At 40.5% G+C, this 25,855-nt stretch carries 22 protein-coding genes; 18 read left to right on the top strand and 4 right to left on the bottom strand.

The window, feature by feature from the left end; genetic code table 11:
* The first annotated feature begins 3 nt into the window (after positions 1 to 3).
* The 8 genes from rbsB to CSV74_RS07220 all read left to right on the top strand — a co-directional run bounded on the left by rbsB (position 4) and on the right by CSV74_RS07220 (position 8,844).
* Positions 4 to 939: a ribose ABC transporter substrate-binding protein RbsB gene (gene rbsB, locus CSV74_RS07250; RefSeq protein ID WP_099691166.1), complete on the top strand. Its 936-nt coding sequence runs from the start codon at positions 4 to 6 to the stop codon at positions 937 to 939.
* Positions 940 to 1,655: 716 nt separating this feature from the next.
* Entirely contained in the window at positions 1,656 to 2,909 is a 1,254-nt protein-coding gene (locus CSV74_RS07245) for a M20 family metallo-hydrolase (protein WP_099691165.1), read from the top strand.
* Between the two features lie 35 nt (positions 2,910 to 2,944).
* Positions 2,945 to 3,169, top strand: coding sequence for a DUF3311 domain-containing protein (locus CSV74_RS07240; protein ID WP_099691164.1), 225 nt, complete (start codon positions 2,945 to 2,947; stop codon positions 3,167 to 3,169).
* The gene (locus tag CSV74_RS07235; protein WP_099691286.1) at positions 3,169 to 4,632 is read left to right on the top strand and encodes a sodium:solute symporter family protein; all 1,464 of its coding nucleotides are present in this window, start codon (positions 3,169 to 3,171) and stop codon (positions 4,630 to 4,632) included. Before CSV74_RS07240 ends, CSV74_RS07235 begins: the two co-directional genes overlap by 1 nt.
* A gap of 39 nt (positions 4,633 to 4,671) precedes the next feature.
* Positions 4,672 to 6,297 carry an amidohydrolase gene (locus CSV74_RS07230; RefSeq protein ID WP_099691163.1) on the top strand — a complete coding sequence of 542 codons (1,626 nt, stop codon included), beginning with the start codon at positions 4,672 to 4,674 and terminating at the stop codon, positions 6,295 to 6,297.
* A 324-nt stretch (positions 6,298 to 6,621) separates the two neighbouring features.
* Positions 6,622 to 6,768 carry a hypothetical protein gene (locus CSV74_RS16755; RefSeq protein ID WP_199170327.1) on the top strand — a complete coding sequence of 49 codons (147 nt, stop codon included), beginning with the start codon at positions 6,622 to 6,624 and terminating at the stop codon, positions 6,766 to 6,768.
* 20 nt (positions 6,769 to 6,788) lie between these two features.
* Positions 6,789 to 8,339 carry a sodium/proline symporter gene (locus CSV74_RS07225; protein WP_099691162.1) on the top strand — a complete coding sequence of 517 codons (1,551 nt, stop codon included), beginning with the start codon at positions 6,789 to 6,791 and terminating at the stop codon, positions 8,337 to 8,339.
* Between the two features lie 19 nt (positions 8,340 to 8,358).
* Positions 8,359 to 8,844 carry a hypothetical protein gene (locus tag CSV74_RS07220; RefSeq protein ID WP_099691161.1) on the top strand — a complete coding sequence of 162 codons (486 nt, stop codon included), beginning with the start codon at positions 8,359 to 8,361 and terminating at the stop codon, positions 8,842 to 8,844.
* 98 nt (positions 8,845 to 8,942) lie between these two features.
* Here the strand turns inward: CSV74_RS07220 and CSV74_RS07215 are convergent, their stop codons facing one another.
* Positions 8,943 to 10,559, bottom strand: a complete 1,617-nt coding sequence (locus tag CSV74_RS07215) for a PucR family transcriptional regulator (RefSeq protein ID WP_099691160.1) — start codon at positions 10,557 to 10,559, stop codon at positions 8,943 to 8,945.
* Positions 10,560 to 10,708: 149 nt separating this feature from the next.
* On the opposite strand from CSV74_RS07215, the gene CSV74_RS07210 reads away from it, so the two are divergent.
* From CSV74_RS07210 to CSV74_RS07195, 4 genes are all read left to right on the top strand, one after another.
* On the top strand, positions 10,709 to 12,178 hold the full coding sequence (locus tag CSV74_RS07210; protein ID WP_099691159.1) for a CoA-acylating methylmalonate-semialdehyde dehydrogenase: 1,470 nt from the start codon (positions 10,709 to 10,711) through the stop codon (positions 12,176 to 12,178).
* Between the two features lie 20 nt (positions 12,179 to 12,198).
* Positions 12,199 to 13,566, top strand: coding sequence for an aspartate aminotransferase family protein (locus CSV74_RS07205; RefSeq protein ID WP_099691158.1), 1,368 nt, complete (start codon positions 12,199 to 12,201; stop codon positions 13,564 to 13,566).
* A gap of 177 nt (positions 13,567 to 13,743) precedes the next feature.
* Complete coding sequence (ald, locus tag CSV74_RS07200) at positions 13,744 to 14,883, top strand: alanine dehydrogenase (RefSeq protein WP_099691157.1); 1,140 nt, start codon at positions 13,744 to 13,746, stop codon at positions 14,881 to 14,883.
* Positions 14,884 to 15,169: 286 nt separating this feature from the next.
* Positions 15,170 to 16,843, top strand: a complete 1,674-nt coding sequence (locus CSV74_RS07195) for an N-acetylglucosaminidase (RefSeq protein WP_233190844.1) — start codon at positions 15,170 to 15,172, stop codon at positions 16,841 to 16,843.
* A gap of 45 nt (positions 16,844 to 16,888) precedes the next feature.
* Here the strand turns inward: CSV74_RS07195 and CSV74_RS07190 are convergent, their stop codons facing one another.
* Positions 16,889 to 17,800, bottom strand: a complete 912-nt coding sequence (locus CSV74_RS07190) for an NAD(P)/FAD-dependent oxidoreductase (RefSeq protein ID WP_099691155.1) — start codon at positions 17,798 to 17,800, stop codon at positions 16,889 to 16,891.
* Positions 17,801 to 17,989: 189 nt separating this feature from the next.
* On the opposite strand from CSV74_RS07190, the gene CSV74_RS07185 reads away from it, so the two are divergent.
* The gene (locus CSV74_RS07185) at positions 17,990 to 18,925 is read left to right on the top strand and encodes a carbohydrate kinase family protein (protein WP_099691154.1); all 936 of its coding nucleotides are present in this window, start codon (positions 17,990 to 17,992) and stop codon (positions 18,923 to 18,925) included.
* Here CSV74_RS07185 and CSV74_RS16500 read toward each other — a convergent pair.
* The gene (locus CSV74_RS16500) at positions 18,866 to 19,306 is read right to left on the bottom strand and encodes a hypothetical protein (protein ID WP_158231766.1); all 441 of its coding nucleotides are present in this window, start codon (positions 19,304 to 19,306) and stop codon (positions 18,866 to 18,868) included. The two genes, CSV74_RS07185 and CSV74_RS16500, sit on opposite strands and share 60 nt — an antisense overlap.
* Before the next feature lie 70 nt (positions 19,307 to 19,376).
* Entirely contained in the window at positions 19,377 to 19,661 is a 285-nt protein-coding gene (locus tag CSV74_RS07180; RefSeq protein WP_099691153.1) for a hypothetical protein, read from the bottom strand.
* 456 nt (positions 19,662 to 20,117) lie between these two features.
* Here CSV74_RS07180 and CSV74_RS07175 point away from each other — a divergent pair, with 456 nt between their 5' ends.
* From CSV74_RS07175 to CSV74_RS07155, 5 genes are all read left to right on the top strand, one after another.
* A complete protein-coding gene (locus CSV74_RS07175; protein ID WP_099691152.1) occupies positions 20,118 to 20,822 on the top strand; it encodes a CBS domain-containing protein in 705 nt (234 codons plus the stop codon).
* A 347-nt stretch (positions 20,823 to 21,169) separates the two neighbouring features.
* Positions 21,170 to 22,318, top strand: a complete 1,149-nt coding sequence (locus CSV74_RS07170; protein ID WP_369823704.1) for a sigma-54 interaction domain-containing protein — start codon at positions 21,170 to 21,172, stop codon at positions 22,316 to 22,318.
* Positions 22,319 to 22,612: 294 nt separating this feature from the next.
* Complete coding sequence (locus tag CSV74_RS07165) at positions 22,613 to 23,935, top strand: acyclic terpene utilization AtuA family protein (RefSeq protein ID WP_099691150.1); 1,323 nt, start codon at positions 22,613 to 22,615, stop codon at positions 23,933 to 23,935.
* Positions 23,932 to 24,243: an AtuA-related protein gene (locus CSV74_RS07160; protein WP_099691149.1), complete on the top strand. Its 312-nt coding sequence runs from the start codon at positions 23,932 to 23,934 to the stop codon at positions 24,241 to 24,243. Before CSV74_RS07165 ends, CSV74_RS07160 begins: the two co-directional genes overlap by 4 nt.
* Positions 24,244 to 24,278: 35 nt before the next feature.
* Positions 24,279 to 25,571 (top strand): CitMHS family transporter, encoded by a 1,293-nt coding sequence (locus CSV74_RS07155; protein WP_099691148.1) that lies wholly within the window; start codon positions 24,279 to 24,281, stop codon positions 25,569 to 25,571.
* Positions 25,572 to 25,855: the final 284 nt, after the last annotated feature.

Here is a 25,855-nt window from a genome sequence, read left to right as displayed (position 1 = left end):
TGTATGAAAAATATCAAATGGTTACTACTTATGGCCATGGTGCTCGTTTTGGCTGCTTGTTCATTAGAGCAACCCGGTTCAAATTCTTCATCAGATGATCAAAGCGAGGCTGGAAATAATGGCGACAAAGTGTATAAAGTCGGTCTTTCCGTATCGACGCTTAACAATCCATTCTTCGTGACATTGAGTGAAGGTGTGAAGGAACAGGCGAAAGAGTCTGGATCTGAAGTGATCGTTGTCGATGCACAAGATGATGCGTCTAAACAAGCGAGTGACGTAGAAGATTTAATCCAACAAGGTGTAGATTTGTTAATCATTAACCCTACGGATTCTGAAGCGGTTGTATCTGCAGTGGAATCAGCAAACAGCTCGAACGTTCCGGTCATCACAGTGGACCGCAGAGCAGAAGGTGGAGAAGTCGTTTCTCATATTGCCTCGGATAATAAAGCAGGCGGTGTGTTAGCTGGAGAATACCTGCTCGAGTTACTTGGCGAAGATCAACCGCAAGTAGCAGAACTTGAAGGGATCTCAGGTTCATCCGCAGCGCGTGACCGTGGAGCCGGCTTTAACGAAGCGGTTGACGGCAAGGTGAATATCGTGGCGAAACAAACAGCAAACTTTAACCGTGCAGAAGGTTTGACGGTAATGGAGAATATTTTGCAAGCTAACCCAGACATCCAAGGCGTATTCGCGCATAATGATGAGATGGCGTTAGGTGCGTTAGAAGCTATTCAGTCGGCTGGTAAGGATATTCCAGTCATTGGATTCGACGCAACAGACGACGCTGTAGCATCTGTCAAAGCTGGTAAGTTGTCCGCAACGATTGCTCAAAAGCCCGAGGAAATTGGGGTCAAGGCAATGGAAGCAGCAGTTGCTCTGTTGAACGGTGAAGATGTAGAGGCGGATATTCCAGTTGATTTGGAGTTAATTAAAGAGTAAGTTTGTGTTTTAGTTTGAGGGGAGCTCTCTGGCCAGATTTTTTGGCTGGGGGGCTTTTTTGTTTTATTGGGGGAGTGGGGCGGGGGGATTGAGCGGTTGCGGACTATTATAGAGCGGATGTGATGTGTGATAGAGCGGTTGTGGACTGCTATAGAGCGGATAGCTAGCGTGATAGAGCGGTTATGGCAGGGAATAGAGCGAATCTCGCATGTGATAGAGTGGTTGACAATATAGAGCAATCGCGAGCCACTATAGAGCGGAAATCGCCTGCTATAGAGCGGTTGCCACGTATCATAGAGCGCATCTCCAGTTGGATAGAGCGGTTACGGACTACTATAGAGCGAATATCGCGTATGATAGAGCGTTTGCGGTCCGCAATAGAGTGGATATCCCGCATAATAAAGCAATTGACATATATAATTCTGTACAGATCGCTACATATAACAATCATTATTGTATAAAGTACAAGTATTAATCATATGCATAGGATGTAAATGCTTGGACTTTATTTAAAAGAAGAACAAGCTTATTGCGCAATGTGTAAATGTGATAGGTCGTCAATGCGAGGATGGTCAATTCATATAGAATATTCAGATTTTAATAGACTATCTGTTTGTGTTTGTCTGTAATCACTTTACATTTAGTAAAATGAGAATTAATGTAATTAGATGTATACTGAATAATCAAAAGATGTGAATTCGAAGAGGAGTGGAAAAATGAAAGCGTTAACAACTTCTGTTAATGGTGCTAGATTAAATGATAATCTTCAAATATTAGGTGAAATAGGGAAAATTGGTTCCACTGGTGTCTCTAGACTTGCACACTCACCTGAGGATAAACAAGCTGTGTTACATGTGAAAAAGTACATGGATCAAATCGGTTTAAAGACGCAAATTGACCATTTTGGTAATTTAATTGGAAGGATGGATGGCGTATCGAATGATTCCCCGGCTTTAGTAATTGGCTCACATATTGATTCGCAACCTTATGGTGGAAGGTACGATGGGGCGCTTGGAGTGATCGGAGCGATTGAAGTGTTGGAAACGCTGCAAGAAAAGGGAATACAGCCTGAGATACCTATTGTGATATTTGCCTTTGCTGATGAGGAAGGTTCACGATTCAATAAGGGCTTGTTTGGTGTAAGAGGCATGTTAGGTAAGTTAGAAGAGGGAGAGCTCGAGCGTAATGATAAGAATGGAATGACGAGACGAGAGGCACTTATCGAATTTGGTTGCGATCCGTCAAAATTTAAAGAGTCTCTTATTGACCCTTCTACAATAACGGCATTTTTAGAGCTTCATATTGAACAGGGACCTGTATTGGAAGCGAAAGGTGAACCTGTTGGAATTGTTACGGGTATTTCCGGTCCTTTATGGTTGACGATTGAAATGGAAGGCTTAGCTGGTCACGCTGGATCTGTGCCGATGCCTATGCGTCAAGATGCTTTGGTAGGTGCAGCTAAAGTTATTGTAAAGCTCAATGAGTTAGCTCAAGAGGTCCCGGGAGCACCCACAGTAAGTACAGTCGGAAGTTTGCAAGTATTTCCAGACTCTCGCAATATCATACCTGAGAAAGTTACGTTTACAGTTGATTTACGAGATATTGATGAAAGTAAACGGGATCAGATTGAACAAGTTTTCCTTCAAGAGTTAGAGAGAATTGCAGATGAACATAGCTTAACGTATACAATCACTGAAGATACGCGAAGTGAACCTAGATTTTGTAATGAAAATATTATGCAGATTATGAGAGAAGAAAGTGCTGAAATGAATTTAACTCCTCCAGAATTAATGAGTGGTCCTTTTCATGATTCGCTTGAAATGTCCTATGTGTGTGACTACGGTATGATATTTGTCCGTTCAAAGGATGGTATTAGTCATAACCCGAAAGAGTATAGTTCACCTGAAGATATAGCACTAGGAGTGGAACTACTGTATAAGACTGTTTATAGAATGGCTTGTAAAAGGTGATAGAACTCAAAGAATATAGTTAATGGAGGGATTGGATGAGCAAAAAGAAATTCAATACGATTTATATAGTGATCGTTACTATTCCTTTTTTATTGTTAATATTTCCTTTATTTGAGCTGGCAAACCGAGCAACTCCTATCGTTATGGGACTACCTTTTTCATTTTTCTATATCATTCTATTAATTTTACTAACATTTTTAGGAATCATAATTTTGTATAGATTTGATCCTGACCATAAGTTAGAAGAAGGTGATGAATGATGGAGCATTGGCTAATTGCGTTAATCATTATGATTGGTTATTTAGTAATCGCCTTGGTTGTTGGAGTATGGGCAGGTAGAGGTCAGGACTCCAGTTCCCTAGATGAATTTGCTGTTGCAGGAGGTAAATTAGGATTAATCGTCATGTGGTTCTTGATGGGGGGAGCGGTATTTAGTGCTTTCTCATTTTTAGGCGCACCTGGTTGGGCTTATGAAAAAGGAGCACCTGCTTTTTATATTATTATCTATACAGCGTTTGCGATACTTCCTTGGTATATTATCGGGCCTAAGATCTCGAAAATTGGTAAGAAGTTTAATCTTTATACATTATCCTCATTTTTTAGAATCCGTTATAGAAGTAAAGCACTTGGAATAATAGTAGGGTTACTTGCATTATTAGCCTCTATTCAATATTTAGCTACTCAGTTAACAGGAATGGCACACATCTTTAATATTATGACAGAGGGTAGAATTCCATTTTGGCTTGGAGCTCTTCTTGCATACGGGATCGTTGTTGTCTATGTGGCAACAGGTGGACTACGAGCTGCGGCTTGGTCTGACGTGTTCCAAGGGTTACTCATGATCATTATTTCATGGGTTGTAGGAATAGCGATAGTGAATCAGTTACACGACTCAATGGGCGTCATGTTTACGAACATTGCTGCAGAAAGCCCTGGATTCTTACAAATAGGAAAAGAAGGATCTACGATGGGGACGATACCATTCACAACGACTATTTTAGTATCCGTAATTGGATTCTTGATGTGGCCGCATTTATTTACAAAGTCATATGCATCCAGCCCTAAAGTCATTAAGAAAACTGTGTTGGTTTACCCGATATTTGCATTATTCTTAATACCTTTATTGCTAGTTGGATTTGCAGCTAAAGGTATTGTAGATGCGGATATGATTGAAAGTGCAGATCAGATACTTCCATTCTTGATCACTACTATTATGAATCTTCCAGGTTGGGTGTACGGACTAGTTGGCGCTGGAGCACTAGCGGCTGCCATGTCTTCTGCCGATGCGATTACGCACAACGCAACATTGGAAACAACAGATGGTGTGATTCGTACCATTTTCAAAGATTTATCCGATCAGACCGTTTTAAAGATTATGCGTATAGGTGTATTCGTCATCGGAGGATTGGCTTATATTATTACCATTTTCGGAGGTCAAGGATTAATTGTCTTACTCTTAGGAGCTTATGGAGCAATTGTACAATTTGCACCAGGAGTGTACAGTGCCTTGTATTGGCGGGGAGCAACGGCAAAAGGTGTAATCAGTGGATTGGTAGTGGGAGCGATATTGAATTTCTATTTCCAACTAGTTGCAGACTCCACGCCATTTGGAATCCACGCAGGAATTATTGGACTGATTGTCAATGTTATTATCATGGTTGTAGTGAGTTTACTGACAAAGTCAAAGAGAAGCGAGGAAGAAGATATTTATATTCGTAGCTGATCAATACATTTATATTTTAGTGCAGAGAGGTGATCTATAGTGCATGCAGATATAGTATTTACTAATGGAGAAGTTATCACAGTAGATAAGAATTCTTCCATTATGGAGGCCGTAGCAATAAAAAATCATACGATCATCAGCGTTGGTCAGATTGATGTAGTAAGCAAATTTATTGGAGAAAACACTAGAGTAATTGATCTGGAAGGAAAGTCTCTCCTTCCAGGTTTCATAGATCCGCACTTACATTTAACAATTTATGGAACGAACTTACTCGGCATTAACTGTGTGAGTCTTGAAATCGATTCGTTGGAAATCTTGTATGAGGAAATGAAAAAGAGAGCGGCACAGACTCCAAGAGGGGAATGGATCCGAGTTACGGGCTTCAATGAGCAGACGGTGATGGAAAAACGTTTTCCTACAATACAAGAGCTTGACGCTATATCTACTGAACATCCGATTGTAATTATTCGAGTTTGTAACCATACATCTATCGCGAATAGCAAAGCATTGGAACTAGCAGGTTTCACAAAGGAGTCTGAAAATCCTGTTGGCGGTGAGATAGAGCGTGATTCAAATGGAGAATTTACAGGAAAAATGATTGAAAATGCACATATGCAACTATTTACTATCGCAGATTATAGTGCAGAGGAAATTGTAAAAGGATTGAAATTAGCATCTCAAATATTCGTGGAGTCAGGCATAACCAGTTTACATGATGCGGGTAGTTATGGCTGGGGACCCGATATATTAAAACTGATGAAAAAAAGTATAGACTCAGGTGATGTGAAAAACCGTGTATATGCTCTCATTGGATCATTGACCGATTCGGAGTCGTTTGTTCGACATATGATTGATGAAGGTGTGGTGACTGGAGATGGCGATGAATGGTTTAAAATTGGACCGGCTAAACTCTTTACAGATGGCAGCAGTACAGGCCCCACTTTAGCCACAAGAGAACCATATCAGAGTGACCCGACAGATACGGGCATACTGTATTATGACCAAGAAAGAATGAATGAAGTTCTAGGGGAAGCTCACAGCAAGGGATACCAAATCACTGCGCATGCACAAGGTGATCGGGCGATTGAAATGGTGTTGAATTGTATTGAAGAGGCGTTAGCGAAGCATCCGCGAACAGATCACCGACATCGTATTGAACATGCTGGAATAGCAAGTATAGATCTTCAGGAACGGATGAAGGAATTGGGAGTTGTAGTGATTCCTAACCCCGCTTTCATGTATGTGAATGGTGATGCGTATCTGGAGTATTACGGTGATCGAGTAAATGTCATGTATCCAGCAAAAGATTATTTGGCAAAGGGAATACCTTTTGCATTTGCCTCTGACACGCCTGTTGTAGACCATAATCCACTTCTTGGGATTCATGCGGCAGTGAATAGAAAAACTGTTTCAGGCCAAGATGCAGGAATTTGTCAGAGAGTAACTGTGCTGGATGCGATCAAAGCCTATACGTATATGGGTGCTTATGCGAGCTTTGATGAAACACAAAAAGGTAGTATTGAAGTTGGTAAATTAGCGGATTTGGTTGTGTTGGACCAAAGTATTCTATCAGCCGAGATAGCGAGTCTTAAAGAGATAAAGGTAGAAATGACGATGATCGATGGAAGAATAGAGTATGAAAAACAGGCTAGTTATCAGAAGTAAGCAACGTTATATATTAGCATACAGCAAAGATAGCCATTCGATTTTTTCGGATGGCTTTTATTATGGAGAAATTCTACTGGATACAAACCCCAATGCTCTTATAAGCACTAGTAGGCGCATGTTGCATTTTGATATAGCACACACTCTAGGTTTGGAAGGGATTCTCTAGTATAGAAGTTTTCCTAGTAAATGATATGCAAGACATAGTGACTAAACTTGGTAGGCACTAAATAACAATGTGTCCAATGTATGATTACCCGATTCTAAATATACTATAGTACACATTCGGAGTAGTCTGATTGCGTAAAAATGGGAGGTGAATACATGCTTGGTTTTCCTGTAGAAACATTTTGGTGGTTTGTTCCATGGCCTTTCATATGGGTAGGGTTAGCAACCATTATCTACTTTAAAATGAAACGAGACGATGAGATGGAAGTAAAGATGGACAAAGAACAGAATCAAAATCAGTAGTTGCGATAGGGGGGCATTTAATGAGCATTGATGGGATAATTTTCATTTTATACTTAGGGATTCTATTAACGATTGGTTTGTGGTTTTCACGAAGATCATCAGCTTCTACAGAACAGTACTTACTTGGTGGTCGATCTCTCGGACCGGCCGTCACTGCCATGACCATGCAAACTACAGCTATGAGTGGCTTCATGTTTATGGGAGCCCCGGCGATGGCCTTTAAATATGGCTGGTATGCTATTTGGTACGCTATTGGTGATGCGGGTGGATCGATTATAAACCTCTCCGTATTAGGTAAACGAATGAGAAGAATGTCTGAAATTTTGGGAGCGCTTTCACCGATTGAGTATTTGGAAAAACGTTTTGAAAGCGCTAGTGTACGAGTGGTAGGTTCCATCATTTCCATCGTGTTTTTATTTGGATATGTTTGTGCTCAGTTTATTGCGGCTGGAAAGGCAATGTCTACATTGACAGGCTTTACTTATGAACTGTCTCTGATTATCGGTATTAGTGTCATTATCATCTATACTGTGGCTGGCGGATATCTAGCTGTTGCCTACACTTCTTTTGTACAAGGCATGATCATGGTACTGGGGGTCGTAGGGATTGGTATTCTAGCGTACTTCCATGTAGGCGGAATCACTGGATTGAACGTTGCGTTGCAAGCTATAGACCCTTCGTATTTAAGTATCTGGGGTAAAGACTTAGCCTATTACGGTCAATGGGGAATGGTGCTCGGGGCAATACTTATTTACTCTATTGGATATATGGGGCTTCCACATGTAGTAGTTCGCCATATGTCGATGAAGAGTACAAAAACAGTAAAAGGTGCTGTCATGATCAGTGCTCTATGGAATCAATTCTTCATCTTTGTGCCATATATTCTAGGTATGATTGGGATTATTTTACTACCTACAATTGCTGACCCCGAGATGATTATTACAGAGTTAGCCTATACGTTATTCCCTGGAATCTTTGCGGCATTATTGCTCTCGGCTATTATGTCGGCGGTCATGTCCACTGCAGACTCTATCTTGATGCAAGCAGGCTCGATTCTTTCACGTGATGTTTATCAACGTTTCATCAATAAAGATGCTAGTCCTAAAACCATGATTCTTGTTTCAAGATTATGCATTTTAATGGGAGGGATTGTGGGGGTTATCGTAGCCATCTATGAGCCACCTTCCGTGTTTGCATTGGTTCTGTTCGCTTTCGGTACATTAGGGAATGCTTTCTTAGTTCCTTATGTTGCCTCTGTTTACTCTAAAAAGGCCAATTATATCGGTTGCTTATGCGCGATGATCGGTGGAGCTTCAACGAATATTATTTGGACTTCTATGGGGTTAGAAACGTCTACAGGACTTCATCCATTCTTGGCAGGTTTAATAGTGTCACTGTTAGGTATGATCATCGGAAGTCGGTTTGGCCGCAAACCATCAGAAGAAATATTGGATGCGTTCGAACAGTCCAGACGCAAACGTGTATTCTCAAAAGAGTTCGATCGAAATATTACACGGGATTTGGCTCCCGAGGCTAGCAACGTATCAAAGTTTCTAGCAGATAGTAAATAACTTACAGGAGTAGGTACTCATGAGCGCTATATTATTACAAGAAATTGAGTTTACTAAAGAAGAAGTTTTGCTAGGATTGCAGCAATACGAAAAAGAAACGTATTTTCAAATCCAAGATATTATCTACTATCCATATTACTTTTTTGAATATCAAGTGAGTGCTAAAAGCTTACTGAAGTTTAAGGGGAAGGCTGCTTGTACAATAGATGGCCTGGGAGGTAGAGGAGCGATGGTAGATGTTCGGCCAAAATTTTCAATAAAGAACGTGGAAGTTGGGCGTTTCCCTGAGCTTGTGATCGCAGAGGAAGAAGCGATTGATATGGCTGAAAGATTTATTTTTGATAATGCTTCTTCAAAAGCTAAATTTGTTACGATGCCTAAAGTTACAGAAGTTCAAAGAAACCTCTTTTATCGTCCTTTTTGGTTAACGGATTTCAAGTTGGACAATAAGAAATCAGGACAGATCATTGTGGATGCAATTAGCGGAAGCTATCATCCGTTATAACTGTATTTAGCGAAGCTACCTGGTAATTATAAAATCGTAAACAGCCACTATTCGCGTTTTATAGGCGAGTAGTGGCTGTATGTAGGAAGAGATAACATTTAGACTAACACCTTTTTTGCCATAATAGCTACTTCAAGCGCAATCCGATTGAGTGGAGACATGAAGTTCTCCCCCATTATAGATTCAATTTTTTCCAATCGGTGATACAGTGTTTGTCTTACGATAAATAGACGATCTGCGGTTTCTTTTTTTGAACCACCACACTCAAGATAGATACGGAGCGTCTCGAATAAGTTGCCACCGGTCTTTTTATCATAATCCATAAGATCTTGAAGATAATCGTCTACATAGTGTTCAAGGTCTCCTTGTTCGTTGAGTAGAAGTAACAGTCTATAAATCCCTAAGTCATCATAAAAATCACTCTCAAATGCAAACTTTTGCTTGAGTTCCGCTACTCGTTTTGCTTCTTTATATCCTTCCCTGATTTGTGAATGGTTATGGTGAACTAAACTAATACCAAATTTATATTCACGTTCGTTAAAGAAAGTGTTATCGTCCATGCCAGTTAACTGCTCGGCTACTTGAGTGAAATGATTGATGTCTTTTACATGCTTCCCTGAAGCGATGAACGATGCAATAATCGTAATTTCATTTCTAGTTACGGAGATAGCCGGAAAGAAGCTATGTCTTTTAAAGACGGAGCGGATCATCATAGATTGTTGTAAACGGATTTCTTCCCAACTGTTCTCATCTATAGTGGATTCATTCGTGTCCAACTGAATGACGAAGATTCTGTAATGAGTATTCGGGCTTTTCGTTGGTAAATAGGATTGGATGTCTTCTTGTTCTACAGGCCGACCATGAAGTAAGTTGCGCACGAATTCATCTTCATTAAATTGATTTCTCTCTTGAATTGTACGATTTCTAAGCAATATTTGAGCAATCGCAAGAGAAGCTCTATCCAATATTAAAAAAGCGAACTCATCGGCCGTTTCCTGTGGAAGGTGAAGGCATAAATAGCCAAGAGCCTGGCCTAAACCGTTGATAGAGAACAAGGCGAATGGCTGGTCATCGACTATATAGATGTCCTGATCTAGCTTTTGCGTAGGTTTCTCGCTAAGAAATTCCTTTATACTATGTTTCCATGAAGTGGATTCAAGGGGGTAATAATAAGATTTTGCTTCATCGGATATAAACAAGACATGTTGGTTGAACAAGGAGTGTAGTTCGTGAAGAATCTTCAAAATTCCGTTTGGCATTAAACTTAACTGATTAAACCTTCTCGATAATGTATCTAACTTAGACAACATTTCATAATGGCGATTAATAATCACAGTATGTAAATCTTGTGAAATATCAACGAATTTGACCGCTTTTTCAAACACGACAATAGGAAATTGCTGTGCATCAGCGAGTGTAATAATGTCTTGCTGTATTTCACTAACATAATATCCTATTTCAACACAAAGGCAGGCAACATCCAGTTCGATTAACTGTTTAATATACTTTAACTGTGTCGCGCTATCGAGTTGTAGATGAATGCCTGTTGTTAAAATAATTTCGCCACCGTTGACAAGTGAACTAAATTCACTAACTTCTAATACGTGTGACCATCTAACCTGTCGATCCAGTCCATTACGTCCTGCTATGACTTTGGCGTGTTTGAACGTTTCACGAGCTAAGACATCTTTAACGGTCAACGAAAGTTCATTCATGTAAATTAGACCTCCATAACGTGAAAAGATTTTCAGTACGATGTTACACAATGTAAAATGAAACTATTTAGAATAATTGTTAAACTATAGAAAGTAGTTTAGCTCAAGTCTTGTTGTAAAGCAAGATTAGAAGAATAGGAGGATGGAAAATGAATACGATAGTAGTAGAAAAGAAAACGCTTTCTAACTTTATAAATGGACAATGGGTAAAATCACTCACTGATAAATATGAAGAGGTGCCGAATCCAGCTACAGGAAAGATTATTGCAGAAGTACCTATATCGACTCAAGAAGATCTACAAGTGGCAGTAGATGCAGCGAAAAAAGCGTTTTCTTCTTGGAAGAAAACTGCCGTACCGCAAAGAGCTCGTATTCTATTTAAGTATCAGCAGCTTCTGATTGCTCATTGGGATGAGCTGGCACAACTAATTACTATAGAGAACGGAAAAAACTATACGGAAGCTTATGGCGAAGTTCTGCGCGGAATCGAGTGTGTGGAATTTGCTTCAGGAGCGCCAACCTTGATGATGGGGTACCAACTGCCTGATATTGCGACAAATATCGAATCGGGTATGTATCGCTATCCTTTAGGAGTTGTTGGAGGGATCACGCCTTTTAACTTCCCGATGATGGTCCCTTGTTGGATGTTCCCGCTTGCGATTGCAGCAGGAAATACATTTATTTTAAAACCTTCAGAGCGTACACCACTCCTAGCGAATAGATTGGCAGAGCTATTAACAGAAGCAGGACTACCGGATGGCGTGTTCAATATCGTTCATGGCGCACATGATATCGTGAACGGAATCTTAAGTCATCCTGACATCCCAGCAGTTTCGTTCGTTGGATCCCAGCCGGTAGCCGAGTATGTATATAAAACAGGAACCGCTAATGGTAAACGTGTTCAAGCGCTAGCAGGTGCTAAGAATCATTCGATTGTTATGCCGGATGCCAATATGGATGTAGCAGTTACTAATATTACCAATGCGGCATTTGGCTCTGCTGGTGAGAGATGTATGGCTGCTGCAGTCGTAGTCGCAGTTGGAAATATTGCTGACCAACTTGTGGAGCGTTTAGTTGATGAAGCCAATAAAATGACTATTGGAAACGGATTAGAAGAAGGAGTGTTCCTTGGACCGGTTATTCGAGATTCCCATAAAGATAAAACACTATCTTACATCGAGTCGGGGATTAAAGAGGGAGCAACTCTCGTACGTGACGGACGAGGCGATGAATCTACTTCAGAAGGAGGCTATTTCGTAGGGCCTACAATTTTTGAAGGGGTTACAACGCAAATGCGAATTTGGAAAGAAGAAATATTTGCACCTGTACTTTCGATCATCAGAGTAGAAACATTAGATGAAGCTATTGAGCTTACAAATCAATCAGACTTTGCAAATGGTGCTTGTTTATATACAGATAGCTCGAAAGCGATTCGTCAATTCAGAGAAGAAATTGATGCAGGAATGCTTGGGATAAATCTTGGCGTACCAGCACCTATGGCGTTCTTCCCATTCTCCGGCTATAAGAAATCATTTTATGGTGACCTACATGCAAATGGCCGTGATGGTATCGAATTTTACACACGTAAGAAAATGTTGACTGCACGTCATGAATATTGATAAATGGGGAGGCAACGCTATTGAAAACTTTACGCGAACAAGATCAGAATAAAGGGTCATTAATAGAACAAAATCGAGATAAAGTTTGGCCTCATATTTCAGCATACAATGAAAAAAATCCTCCGATGATTATCGAAAGTGGGGAAAACGCTTGGATTACAGATCATAATGGGAATCGCTATTTAGATGGTATGTCAGGGTTATGGTGTGTCAATGTGGGCTATGGAAGAGAAGAGATAGCACAAGTAGCATATGAGCAAATGAAGAAACTCGCTTATGTGCCTATGACACAAAGCCATAAACCCGCAATTGAACTGGCTGCCAAGTTAAATGAGATGCTAGGAGACGATTATAAAATCTTCTATTCAAATAGCGGATCAGATGCAAATGAAGTAGCGTTCAAGCTTATACGCCAGTATCACCAACAAAATGGAGAACCTTCCAGACATAAATTCCTCTCCCGTTATCGTGCGTATCATGGCAGCTCAATGGGAGCGTTATCCGCTACGGGGCAGGCTTTACGAAAATACAAGTATGAGCCGCTTGTACCTGGATTCTTACATGTTGCACCCCCAGATAATTATCGAAAACCTGAAGGGGTTTCAGTGGAAGATTATAATATTCAGCGTGCTTTAGAGCTTGAAGAGAAAATCATTTGGGAACAAAAGGATACAATCGCGGGGATTATTATGGAGCCGCTCATTACAGGAGGGGGCATCTTAATTCCACATCCGGTGTACTTAGAGAAAGTCCAAGAAATCTGTACTCGTCACGGAGTCCTATTAATCATGGATGAGGTAATTTGCGGATTTGGACGAACTGGAAAAGCATTTGGACATCAGCATTACAATGTGAAACCCGATATTGTCACGATGGCGAAAGGTTTGACTAGCGCATACCTTCCATTATCGGTGACAGCAATCCGCAAAGATATCTATGAAAAGTTCGATACAGGCGAAGATTACAGTCATTTCCGCCATGTGAATACATTTGGTGGAAACCCGGCTGCTTGTGCAGTTGCGCTTAAGAACCTAGAGATTTTGGAACGTGAAGATCTTATCAATCGTTCTGCAGAACTTGGCCAGCGGTTATCGGATGAACTGGCATGTTTACAAGATCACCCCTATGTTGGAGATATTCGAAGTATTGGTTTCTTGATGGGGATTGAACTCGTTGAAGACAAGAAGACAAAAGAACCTGCAACGAATGCACGAATTACGAAAATTATTGGAGAGTGTAAAGCGAATGGACTGATTGTCGGTCGAAACGGTGAAACGGTAGAAGGTTTTAATAATGTCCTTGCGCTTTGCCCACCACTTTCTTGTACAGACGAAGATTTGGATTTCATCGTAGCTGTTATTAAAAAAGTATTTAAAGAGAATGAATAATAGATTGTCTATCTTGTAATCGGGTATAAAGCACCTCTAGTCTACTGGCGTTAAGTAATCAGAGGTGCTTCTCCCATACAGTAAATAGCGTCGTGTAATATGACAGGCTTATACCACTACATCTCAGAGAGCTGAAAACTATACAATAGTATACATTTGATTCGAGGAGGAATGGGTATGTTGATTGGTGTACCAAAGGAGATTAAAAATAACGAGAATCGTGTTGCGATGACCCCCGCAGGAGTGTACACACTTCGCTCGTCTGGCCATGAAGTACTTATCGAAACAGAAGCTGGTTTAGGGTCAAGTTTTACAGACAAGGAATATATAGAGGCGGGCGCACAGATTGTTCAGACAGCAGAAGAAGCATGGAGCGCTGAAATGGTCATGAAAGTAAAGGAGCCGATCGCTTCTGAATATCGTTATTTTCGTAAAGGGTTACTACTATTCACATACTTGCATCTAGCATCTGAGATGGAGTTGACTAAAGCTCTTTTAGAAAGTGGAGTAACAGGAATTGCCTATGAGACGGTTCAGTTGCCTAATAAATCATTGCCTTTGCTTGCGCCGATGAGCGAAGTAGCAGGAAGAATGGCGACACAAATCGGTGCTCAGTATCTTGAAAAAACGAAAGGTGGAAAAGGTATTCTGCTAGCTGGGGTGCCGGGTGTATCTCGAGGGAATGTTGTAGTAATTGGTGGTGGACAGGCAGGAGCAAACGCTGCGCGTGTTGCGATTGGGATGGGAGCTCACGTAACCGTACTGGATCTCTCGGTAGACCGTTTACGTCAATTAGATGATATTTTCGGCAATAACATTCAGACACTTGTTTCCAATCCATTTAATATCGCAGAATCAGTCAAAGCAGCAGACCTCGTGGTTGGTGCAGTGCTGATCCCGGGAGCCAGAGCGCCTAAGCTTGTCTCTGAAGAAATGGTTCAATCAATGAAACCTGGGTCGGTACTTGTGGATATCGCCATCGATCAAGGTGGAATCTTTGAAACATCAGATCGTGTAACCACACACGATGCTCCGACTTATACAAAACATGATGTAGTCCATTATGCGGTGGCTAATATGCCTGGAGCAGTACCACAGACATCTACAATAGCATTGACCAACGTGACAGTCCCTTACGCACTTCAAATTGCCAATAAAGGATGCAGACAGGCTCTTCTAGATAATGAAGCACTTCGAAAAGGTTTAAATACTATGAATGGCTATGTTACATACAAAGCTGTTGCAGAAGCACAGGACTTACACTACACACCTGCACGATCTATACTAGAAAACAATGGTTTAGTAACGAACGCTTAAAAGCATCGATATGTATTCATTTGTAACGATGTAAAAGAAAAATAAATCCCTCCGCCTACACTATATTTTGGAAACAAAAATATAGTATGGCAGAAGGATTTTTTTACGTATTGGAGTCGTCTAGCGTTAAAGATGCCAGTTGCTCATACCGATGCAATGAATACGTGTTCCACTCCGTCACTATTACGCCATCGTGCCTAATTCAGAATTCTTTCATTCTTTATATCAAATCTAGTAAAATCCTGTATAATTGACACTAAAAGGGAGGTTGCTAGATTTGAAATCTATGACAAAACTACTTACAACTACTATCATCGTCTTTCTGCTTACTTTCGCGATGACGCTATCAACTAAAGCGGCTACTTGGGAGGACCATTCGCCTGATCAGAATCCGGACAAGCCGTGGACTGTCACGTTCAATAAACCGGTAAATAAAAATACGGTCAACGAAAAATCGATTTATATTACGGATTCTAAAAGAGTTACACAGAACAATGAAATAACATACTCAGACTCCGACCAGAAAGTACATATTGCACCGCCAGTAGGAAATTATCGTAGTGGTGAAACTTACACATTACATATTACGCAAGCCGTGCATAATACCGATGGCAAACCATTAAAGGCACCAGTTACTAAAACATTTTCCATTAAAGCGGATATAACATATGACTTGGCGAATGTACAAGCCAATGGCACGACAACTATAGTGGAAAAGTTTTCAAGCTTTGAAGCAGCGGCAAGTCGTATGAATAGCAATCAAGTCGTGCTGTTCCAAAATAAGATAGTTCATATGCCAAAAGGGTTTATCTCGACCGTGGCATACGGTGGCAGCTCATTGACGATTTTGTATGCTAATGAAAATTTGACACGACAAGAAACCTATGTCCCAGCAGACACGGAACTTGTGTACGTTGACTCAACTGAGACCTCTGTAAAAGTCGAATTGGCAGGAAGAAACTTTTACATCAAACCACAAAATGCAACGATGCTACCGAGCCAGACTGTAACGGATCGCACACACTATAAAGTGGTGAATGGTTCGCTCTATCACTTGATTTATTCGCATAAGACAAAGACGTTTGCTTCGTATGAAATGGGTGCTGCCCCAAGCTTTATGCAAGAAGGAATCAAGTATTACAGCACGGACGGCAGTCATTTCCATAATGAAACGGGGGCTTTGATTGGCACGGCACATCAATACTTCCAATACTTGCCGATGCGTAGCATGACGCGCTATACGGCTGAAGAGTTGGATGCGTATATAATGAAGCAGTTACGAAGTTTAGAAGAATATTATCCTAACTCCACAATTTATAAAGACGCTACGACAAGAAGTAAGTTGATTGGATTAGGAACCGAGCTAAAACGTATCGAACGAGAAAGTCATGTGAACGCGATGCATATTTTAGCGTTGGCACAACATGAAAGTCAGTACGGTCTAAGTAAGCGCGCGTTGGATAATAATAACTTATTCGGTTTGTATGTAAGAGATGATGATCCATCCAATCAAGTCTTTGCTTCGGTGAGTGAAAACATCCAAGAATTGGTCGATGCTTTCTTGAATAAAAACTATCTACCGCCAGGCGCTGCATATGCGAATGGGACGAATTTCGGAAATAAAGCAATTGGTATGAACGTAAAATACGCTTCTGACCCGTATTGGGGTTCTAAAATTGGCGGACATTTATATCGCATGGATCGATCTATGGGCGGCAAGGAAATGGCCAATCAACTGAAAATTGGATTGACGAATCCGCCTAGTTTGAATGTACGTCCTATACCTTCATCAGCTCCAGGCACGCCGATCAATTATAAATATGAAAAGATGGGAATGCCCCTCATTATTTTGGAAGATCAAGCAACAGAAACGCCATGGATTAAAATCCGTTCAGATAAAGCTCCGTACGATGCGTTATACGTGCATGGAGATTTAGTAGATCCGTTAGAATGGCAATGAACACTGAAACACCCCCTTACCTTAATTGTCGGTAAGGGGGTGTTCTTAATCTATTCGATTAAAAAACTCATTCGTCAAGTCACCATTAATCCCTATAGCAGCAGCGCTTCCGGTTCCCGCTGCGACTAGTAGCTGTGAAGGGACGATATGTGAGACGTCTCCCGCTGCGTAGACATTCCAAACGGTTGTCCGTCCATATTCATCAGTTAGGATCCCGCCGTGTTTATTGCGCTCACACCCTAAGTCTTGAGCGAAATGATTGGGATGACTCCAAAGAGGAGAGGCAAATCCTCCTGCCCGGTCTATCAATGTACCATCTTCAAGCCGCACACTGTGCAATTGCCCATCTTTGCCTTCAAGCCCCGAAATAATATCATCTATAATCTGTATCCCTTTCACACTCAACTTCTTTTGTTCCTCTTCCGTTAGCTGACCTTCTCCACCTGTAAAAACCATTAGATCCCGGCTCCATGTATGAACTTCTGCTGCCAATTTAAACACATTTTTATCCGCAAATACAGCCAATGAACGATCTCTTAATTCCCAGCCGTCGCAATACGGACAACTGAAGATGGATGTGCCGTAAAAACGCTCAATACCCGGCACGTTAGGCTGTTCATCACGCAAACCGACAGCAAGAAGTACTTTCTGTGTGCGGAATGTCCTGCCGTCTGCTGTCATTAATTCATAATGCGATTCGTCCAAACGTTCCACTGCCACAATCTTTTTATGATGAAAGTTGACTGACGGATAATGTTTAAGCTCTTCACGACCCATCCGACGTAACTCTGCAGGATGCACGCCGTCACGTGTCAGGAAGCCGTGTGATGCACGGGAGACGCGATTTCTTGCATGATCATCATCGAATATAATAATATTCCGTCTTGCCCGTCCGAGTACTAAAGCCGCACTTAATCCAGCGGGTCCGCCACCAACGATTGCACATTCATAGATCATACCTATTTTCATCCCTTTTACATTCCATTTTAGTTATATGACTTCCCATGAAGTGCATGAATTAAACTGTAGTGTGTAGTTTAATTTAATTCGTACAGAACGTACTGAACAATATTTTACTTGGACATTATCACAGTTAAGCTAATTCCGTGATACGATAGTAAGAAAACTTCTGAGGAGTTCGAATACATGAAGAATCAACAAGAAAAACATGTCCTAATATACGGAGACATTTTCGTAGACTACATCGCAACAGACGAGACGAACACCGAATTTTCAACATTCCTTGGTGGTGCAACAGTCAATGTAGCGGCGGGTGTCTCGCGCCTGGGTGCAAAGTCTTCATTAATCACCGTAATCGGGGAAGACGAGGATTCGTTCTTTGCAGAAAATCAGCTGCGACAAGAAGGTGTTGATGTAACGTTTGCTGTCCGTTCACCGGAGAAGAAAGTAAACCGTGTTTATGTACATTTGACTCCGGAATATGATCGGGTATTTGTAAAATATATAGACGACACGCCTGATCTTCAAGTTCAACCGAGTGATTTACGAGAGCAAGCTTTCCAGAATGCTTCGATTTTACATATATGTTCCGGTACGATGTTCCAGCCAACTGCTTTGGAGACTACTAAAAGAGCTGTTGAATTAGCAAAAGAAAATGGTTTATTCATTTCAGTAGATCCTAATATTCGTCCGTTACGTTGGGAAAGTGAAGAGGAATGTCGCAATACCATTCTTTCATTTTTAGATCAGACGGACTTGCTAAAACTTACGGAAGAAGAACTCACTTTTCTTATGCAAGAATCGAGTATAGAAAAAGCTCTAGATCAAATTGCTACCTATAACATCCCTGTCATTATGATGACGATGGGCAAGGAGGGAACTCTTGCCATCCTTGAAGGGACGCAACATCATGTAGCGGTGGAGCCAATCGATCCCGTAGATACGACAGGAGCAGGAGATGCTTTCTTGGCGGGCGTACTTCGCGGCCTTCATTTGAATGGCAAGCCCAAATCGCTCGAAGAAATGCTTGCACATATTGAGTTTGGCAATCAAATGGGTGCGTTATGTGCAATGAAAGTCGGTGCGCTTTCCGCGATGCCCCGTGCGGATGAATTGGAGTGATGTTGTAACTTGGATTTTGAATGAGCGCTCTATGTATGCGGTTATTCGCTCTATTGCGGCTTGTGAGCGCTCAATGTGACCGTTTAACCGCTCAATTGCGGCTTGTGAGCGCTCAATGTGACCGTTTATCCGCTCAATCGTGGCCTGTGAGCGCTCAATGTGACCGTTTATCCGCTCAATCGTGGCCCGCGAGCGCTCAAAGCGACCGTTCATCCGCTCAATCTCAGCCAGTGAGCGCTTAATGCAATCGTTTATCCGCTCAATCGCAGCCCGCGAGCGCTCTATGCGATCATTCATCCGCTCAATCTCGGTCTGCAAGCGCTCAAAGCGACCATTCATCCGCTCAATCGCAACCCTCGAGCGCTCTATCAATCCATCCAACCGCTCAATCACTTACCAAACAGAATAAAAAATGTACACAGTGCGCTGTGTACATTTTTTTATAATGGCTTTAGGAGCCATATCTAATAGTACAAATATCTTCTACATCAATCTCCTGGACATCAGAATCTCCAAATGGTTGAAAGTGGATGGTACGAACTTTCCGATCAAACTGTAAGTAGTAACCGTTATATTGTACCTCTTTGGAATCCTTCAATGTAATCTCTACAGGCGCACCCATTGTCAGGTCGGCAAGTATATGAATGATTTTCTTTTCATCATAACATCGCGCTTTTCGTTTCGGAATATACGGCACGTCGTAATCATGGTGAGGTCTGAACTTTCTAGATGACATGATTTTATGCACCTCCTTCTCTCTTTAGCGTATGTGGAAATTTGCTAGAGAACTGTGTCACTTCATTGGATATATTCAATTAGAATGAATTGGTGTATGCATTTTGACTGAAAAATTTATTGGAAGTTGTATTTAGAGATAAACAGGTCAATTGAACTGGAATAATCATGGAATTAAATAATGAATTTCACTTTATTAAGATAATACCGTATTCGGATTTTCGATTTCGATGCACAGTATTTAGAAAAGAACAATTTGTACATGGTGGTATATGATGAGTATGGTGATTATCAAATTAAACAGATTTCCAATCAATAATTAGTCGTTGCAGTGTCAGTAATAAGTCACTGCAACGGCTTTTTTGTATCTTTAAATGTAGAGCTTGCCATGAAGTCCAAAGGCTCGAAATGGAATTGAAATATGCTATACTTTGCCTAGAATAGGGGGCGATGTGTCATGGAGCATAAAAATTCAGAGCGTTTTCTCATTGCGTTTAACCGAATCGATAAATCGTTACTGAAGATTACAGGTTTGCCGAATCATTTTTCATTCTCAAAAAAAATCGATCGAGCTAAATCGCAACATGCGTTGGTTGCTCATTATGAAGATGATCTGCGTGAGTTTGGCAGTTTACGTAATGCGATTGTGCATAATCGGACAGGGTTTGATTATGCTATAGCGGAGCCTCATGATGAAATAGTAAAACTGATCGAGAGTATAGATGAACGATTATCCAACCCGGTCACGGTCAAAGATTTATTCTCTGGAAAAGTATATATTGTGCAAGCAGATGAATCACTCGCCACAGGTTTGCGTTTAGTAAGGGAATGGAAAATCAATCAATTACCTATTTACAAAAAAGGTCAGTTTATCGGATTAATTACCGCCGATGGCATCATGAATTGGTTAGCGGATCAGGAAACAGATTGCATTTCCCGGGAAATACCGACATTATTAGACGTATATAATCACGAGAAAAGAAGGAAAACCTATCGTTTTGTCAAAAGTTCGATGTCGGTTTATGAAGCAGAAGGATTTTTTAGAAAGTCCATTGTGTCGGGGAAACGTCTCCAGGCTTTGCTCATCACCGAACAAGGTGGTAAAGATGAGAAACTAATCGGCATCATTACTCCATTGGATTTATTGAAAATAGATGAATGAAGAATTAACTACAGTAAATTGTAAGCATATTTATTTGCAAAAATATAGATTTGTATTGGAAGCTAGTAGTATAAAAAATAGATGAAACTGAAGTCATGTATAATTGTGAAGAAAAAATCCCTTGCTGAAAATATATATATAGTAAAGAGGAGAGATTCCTTATCAAAGAACAAACAGTCGAGTGGTGGAAGGCCGTAGTTGAATCAATGAAGGATGGTGTTTTGGTTATAGATCAAGATGGTATTGTCCGAATAATTAATCCTGAATACACTAGTATTACTGGGGTAACGCCTAATATCATTGGTCACTTTTTAGCTGAGTATCGTCCGGGAGCGCAGTTGCCTACTGTGTTGAAAGAGCAAAAAAGTAGGGTAGGAATCTATAGAAAAACGAAAGATCGAGAGTACGTAGTAGATATGGCGCCTATTGTCGTACAAGGCGAAACGATAGGTGCAGTTTCAGTATGTAAAAGCCTGACAGAAGTACATTCCTTATCACAAGAACTAAAGAAACAAATAGAGAAAGTTACTGAATTGGAGAAGCGGATGAAATCAATATATGAAGTTAAATATAACTTTGAAGATATCATTGGCGAAGACCCCGAATTACTTAGAGTGATCAATGTAGCCAAAAAAACGGCAACATCCGATCTCCCGATACTAGTGACAGGAGAGAGTGGTACGGGAAAAGAATTATTTGCTCAGTCTATTCATCATAATAGCGATAGGACTTATAAACCTTTTATACCAGTAAATTGCTCTGCTTTGCCAGCTTCTCTTATGGAAAGTGAATTATTCGGCTATGCGGATAGCGCATTCACTGGTGCAATGAAGGGAGGAAAAGCAGGGCTGTTCGAAATGGCTCATGGCGGCACTTTATTTCTAGATGAAATCGGTGATTTATCTTATGATGTACAAGCTAAAATTTTACGTGTTCTTCAAGAAGGACGCATTAGAAGGGTTGGGGAAGTGAAAGAAAGGGAAGTAGATGTAAGAATTGTAGCCGCAACACACCGTGATTTGCGTCAGTATGTTATGAAAAACTTATTTAGAGACGATTTGTACTATAGATTGAACGTAGTACACTTACAAATCCCTTCGCTAAGAAACCGTAAATATGATATACCGCTAATTAGTAAAAAACTGCTCCCAGCAAATCATGCATTATCTAAAGATGTGCTATCCTTTTTCATTACTTATGAATGGCCTGGTAATGTTAGAGAACTTCGAAATGTAATAGATTTTGCAGTTTGTATGACAGAAGGAGAAATGATTGAAGTTCAGCATCTCCCTGAATTCCTAAAGAAATATAATACCCTACCTCAGCAGAGTGAATCATCAGGAACTTTGAAAGAGTCTATGTGGAATGCAGAAAAGGATATCTTGGTAGAAAAAATGAAGAATTTCGGGGCGAGTCTGGATGAACGTCAAAAAGCTGCAGATTTATTGGGAGTGTCCTTGGCTACGTTATATAATAAATTGAAAAAACATAATTAAAATTAAAAACATTCTAGAAATTTAGAGAAAGTCTACATAAATTCTAATTTATTAGAATTTCTATCTTTGCTTGAAAAAGTGCGTTCATAGAGATATCAATAAAAATAATTCTAATAATTTAGAAATGTGAATCGTTCATTATTATGAACGATTCTTTTTTATATTCAATTTATCAGCATAGAATCAACCATTAGAAGGAGTTTATAGCAGAAGTTTATTTTTGGCATAGAACTTGCATTGATATTAGCAAAGACAAAGTTTATATGTTTGTCAGATTAATGAGGTGAGGAAACTATGTTGAGGATTGGTTCCGGTGCAGGTTTTTCAGGAGATCGTTTAGAACCTGCTGTTTTATTGGCTGAAAAGGGAAATTTAGATTATTTAGTGTTGGAATGTCTGGCGGAGCGAACAATAGCACTCGCCCAAAAAAGAAAAAAGCTAGATCCGCTAAAAGGTTATGATCCTTTATTGGAAAAACGTATGAGATTGCTATTGCCCGTCATTAAAGAGCAGGGTGTTAAAGTTATATCAAACATGGGTGCCGCAAACCCTATTGGCGGTGCTGAAAAAATTATTGAAATAGCGGAGGAGCTTGGGATATCGATAAAAGTAGCAGCCGTCACAGGTGATGATGTATTCTCTTATATCAATAATACCAGAGGAACTGCTAAAATGAATCCGCCCCTTTCAGTAGACCGAGAAATTGTTTCTGCGAATGCATATTTAGGAGCAGATGCTATAGTGCCTGCTTTGCAAACAGAAGCAGATATTATAATTACTGGTCGAGTAGCGGATCCCTCTTTATTTTTAGCGCCGATGATTCACCATTTTGGATGGTCACTAGAAGATTATCATTTACTTGCTAAAGGAACAGTGGTCGGACATCTGTTAGAGTGCGGTGGGCAGTTAACAGGAGGATACTTTGCTGATCCAGGTAAGAAAGACGTATCAGGTCTGGCAGAAATCGGCTTTCCGATAGCTGAAGTGAAATCAGATGGAAGCGCTTTATTAACGAAACTACCAAGTACCGGTGGAGTATTAAATATGATGACTGCAAAGGAACAATTATTGTATGAAGTAACAGACCCCAATGGCTATATTACTCCTGACGTGATTGCAGATTTTACAAAAGTAGAATTAAAAGAAAAGGAATTGGACCAGATTTTAGTTAAGGGGGCTTTGGGCAATGAAAAACCTGATCTCTTAAAAGTAAGTGTAGGCTATCAAGCTGGCTTTCTAGGTGAAGGAGAGATTTCCTATGCCGGTGAAAATGCAGAATTACGAGCCCGACTTGCGGGAGAAATTGTCGAAGAGAGGATTGGTGATTTATTTAGTGAAATAAAAATCGATTACATTGGATTAACGTCTGCCCATGCCGGAAACCTCTCAGATGGCTCCACTCCATATGAGGTTCGCCTACGGGTAGCTGGTATGGCAGATAACTTGGAAACTGCCAGCATAGTAGGAGAGGAAATTGAGTCTCTCTATACAAATGGACCTGCAGGTGGTGGCGGTGCGAGGAAATATACAAATGAAGTACTTGGAATTGTCTCTGCTATGGTACCGCGGGACATAATAACAGCTGAAGTTGTACTAAGGGAGACTGTGAAAATATGAAGAAAAAACTATATGATATCGCACATAGTCGTGCTGGCGACAAAGGAAATACATTGATGTTATCGCTTATTCCTTACAATGAAAGTGATTATGCTTTATTGTGCAAAAAAGTTACAGCAGAGAAGGTTAGAGAGCATTTAGAAAACATTGTTTCAGGTGAAGTCATTCGATATGAAGTACCGAATATCTCTTCATTGCAGTTCGTTTGTTATGATGCACTACTTGGTGGAGTGACGACCTCTCTTGGCATGGATACACATGGAAAAACATTGAGTTATGCATTGTTAGAAATGGAGATCGAATTATAGAGTATTGAGATAATGACGTAATAGGGGGCTTGGCCATGTTAGCTTTGTTGGGGTTTTTAACTATATTCATATTTCTAGGCCTAATTCTCTCTAAAAAGGTATCTGTTATCGTTGCATTAATTATAGTACCCATTATATTCGCTGTAATAGGTGGCTTTGGTAGTCAAATGGGCGAATTTATGTTGGAGGGAATTACAGGCGTGGCGCCTACTGGAATTATGTTAGGATTTGCGATTTTGTACTTTGGTGTAATGAATAATGCTGGCTTATTTGATCCGTTGATCTCTCATGTTCTGCGTGTAGTGAAGGGAGATCCATTGAAAATTGTAGTAGGTACTGTCATCATTGCGATGGCAGCTCATTTGGATGGCTCAGGTGCTTCGACATTCTTGATTACTATTCCCGCTCTATTACCTTTATATGATCGATTAGGGATGAGCCGGGTCGTGCTAGCCGGTATGGTAGCGTTGGGAGCAGGAGTAATGAATTTAATGCCTTGGGGTGGTCCGACAGCGAGAGCAGCTTCAGCATTACAATTAGATACTAGTGCTATTTTCAATCCTGTAATACCCGCCATGATTGCAGGTGTACTCTGGGTTTTGTTTGTGGCTGCTTATATTGGGAAAAAAGAGCGCAAGAGAATCGGTATAGCTTATATTCAGTACGATTTTCATGCAGAACTAACAGATGAAGAAAAAGTAATGAGAAGACCCAAGCTGTTTTGGTTTAATTTAGCTTTTACCGTTCTTACTATTGTAGCTTTGGTAAAGGTTTGGTTACCCTTACCGATTATATTCATGGTCGCTTTTGCAATAGCTGTGATTGTGAATTATCCTAAACCGGATGATCAAATGGAGCAAGTGAAATCGCAGGCAGTAGGAATGATAACAGTGGTATCGATAATTTTTGCTGCAGGCATTTTTACAGGCATATTATCAGGTACTGGTATGATAGAGGCTATGGCGACCGCTTTAGTAAATATTATACCGAGTGGCACGGGTGGATTTATATCGATTATTGTAGCGGTCACTAGTATGCCTTTGAGCTTGATTTTCACCCCAGATGCATATTACTTTGGAGTGCTACCCATTATTACTGAGACTGCCGCGGCTTACGGTGTTCCGCCTGCTCATATAGGAAGTGCTGCTATTTTGGGACAAATGACTACCGGTTTCCCGTTAAGTCCTCTGACGGCATCTACTTTCTTATTGATAGGATTGGCTGGAGTAGAGTTAGCAGATCATCAAAGGTTCGTATTTAAATGGGCTTTTGGCACGACAATTATCATGACAGTTGTAGCAGTTATTACAGGAGCGATAATAGGTTGAACAACATCTAAAAAGATTATAAAAAATAACTCAATGTCCGTTTTAATTAAAGCGCCTTAATGGATAAGTTAATCAAAAACTCTACGGGGAATCCTGTAGAGTTTTTAATTGTCCTCGTAAAACTTGAATGTCTTATGTCATATAAATTATTTCATATGGTATAGTTTAAATTGGAATTCAAACAGAAATTCTAAGAATGTTATATGAGAAAATTACTGCATGTCGGTTTATGAAGCAGAAGGATTTTTTAGAAAGTCCATTGTGTCGGGGAAACGTCTCCAGGC

Origin of the sequence: Sporosarcina sp. P19, from assembly GCF_002743165.1 — a bacterium.
Lineage (GTDB): Bacteria > Bacillota > Bacilli > Bacillales_A > Planococcaceae > Sporosarcina > Sporosarcina ureae.
Note: the sequence above shows the minus strand (reverse complement) of the source record. Positions and strands in the feature narration are given on the sequence as shown.

Coding starts and splice junctions, on each gene's coding strand:
- rbsB (WP_099691166.1), top strand. CDS start 4: ATGAAAAATATCAAATGGTTACTACTTATGGCCATGGTGCTCGTTTTG.
- CSV74_RS07245 (WP_099691165.1), top strand. CDS start 1,656: ATGAAAGCGTTAACAACTTCTGTTAATGGTGCTAGATTAAATGATAAT.
- CSV74_RS07240 (WP_099691164.1), top strand. CDS start 2,945: ATGAGCAAAAAGAAATTCAATACGATTTATATAGTGATCGTTACTATT.
- CSV74_RS07235 (WP_099691286.1), top strand. CDS start 3,169: ATGGAGCATTGGCTAATTGCGTTAATCATTATGATTGGTTATTTAGTA.
- CSV74_RS16755 (WP_199170327.1), top strand. CDS start 6,622: ATGCTTGGTTTTCCTGTAGAAACATTTTGGTGGTTTGTTCCATGGCCT.
- CSV74_RS07225 (WP_099691162.1), top strand. CDS start 6,789: ATGAGCATTGATGGGATAATTTTCATTTTATACTTAGGGATTCTATTA.
- CSV74_RS07220 (WP_099691161.1), top strand. CDS start 8,359: ATGAGCGCTATATTATTACAAGAAATTGAGTTTACTAAAGAAGAAGTT.
- CSV74_RS07215 (WP_099691160.1), bottom strand. CDS start 10,559: ATGAATGAACTTTCGTTGACCGTTAAAGATGTCTTAGCTCGTGAAACG.
- CSV74_RS07210 (WP_099691159.1), top strand. CDS start 10,709: ATGAATACGATAGTAGTAGAAAAGAAAACGCTTTCTAACTTTATAAAT.
- ald (WP_099691157.1), top strand. CDS start 13,744: ATGTTGATTGGTGTACCAAAGGAGATTAAAAATAACGAGAATCGTGTT.
- CSV74_RS07195 (WP_233190844.1), top strand. CDS start 15,170: ATGACAAAACTACTTACAACTACTATCATCGTCTTTCTGCTTACTTTC.
- CSV74_RS07190 (WP_099691155.1), bottom strand. CDS start 17,800: ATGATCTATGAATGTGCAATCGTTGGTGGCGGACCCGCTGGATTAAGT.
- CSV74_RS07185 (WP_099691154.1), top strand. CDS start 17,990: ATGAAGAATCAACAAGAAAAACATGTCCTAATATACGGAGACATTTTC.
- CSV74_RS07180 (WP_099691153.1), bottom strand. CDS start 19,661: ATGTCATCTAGAAAGTTCAGACCTCACCATGATTACGACGTGCCGTAT.
- CSV74_RS07175 (WP_099691152.1), top strand. CDS start 20,118: ATGGAGCATAAAAATTCAGAGCGTTTTCTCATTGCGTTTAACCGAATC.
- CSV74_RS07165 (WP_099691150.1), top strand. CDS start 22,613: ATGTTGAGGATTGGTTCCGGTGCAGGTTTTTCAGGAGATCGTTTAGAA.
- CSV74_RS07160 (WP_099691149.1), top strand. CDS start 23,932: ATGAAGAAAAAACTATATGATATCGCACATAGTCGTGCTGGCGACAAA.
- CSV74_RS07155 (WP_099691148.1), top strand. CDS start 24,279: ATGTTAGCTTTGTTGGGGTTTTTAACTATATTCATATTTCTAGGCCTA.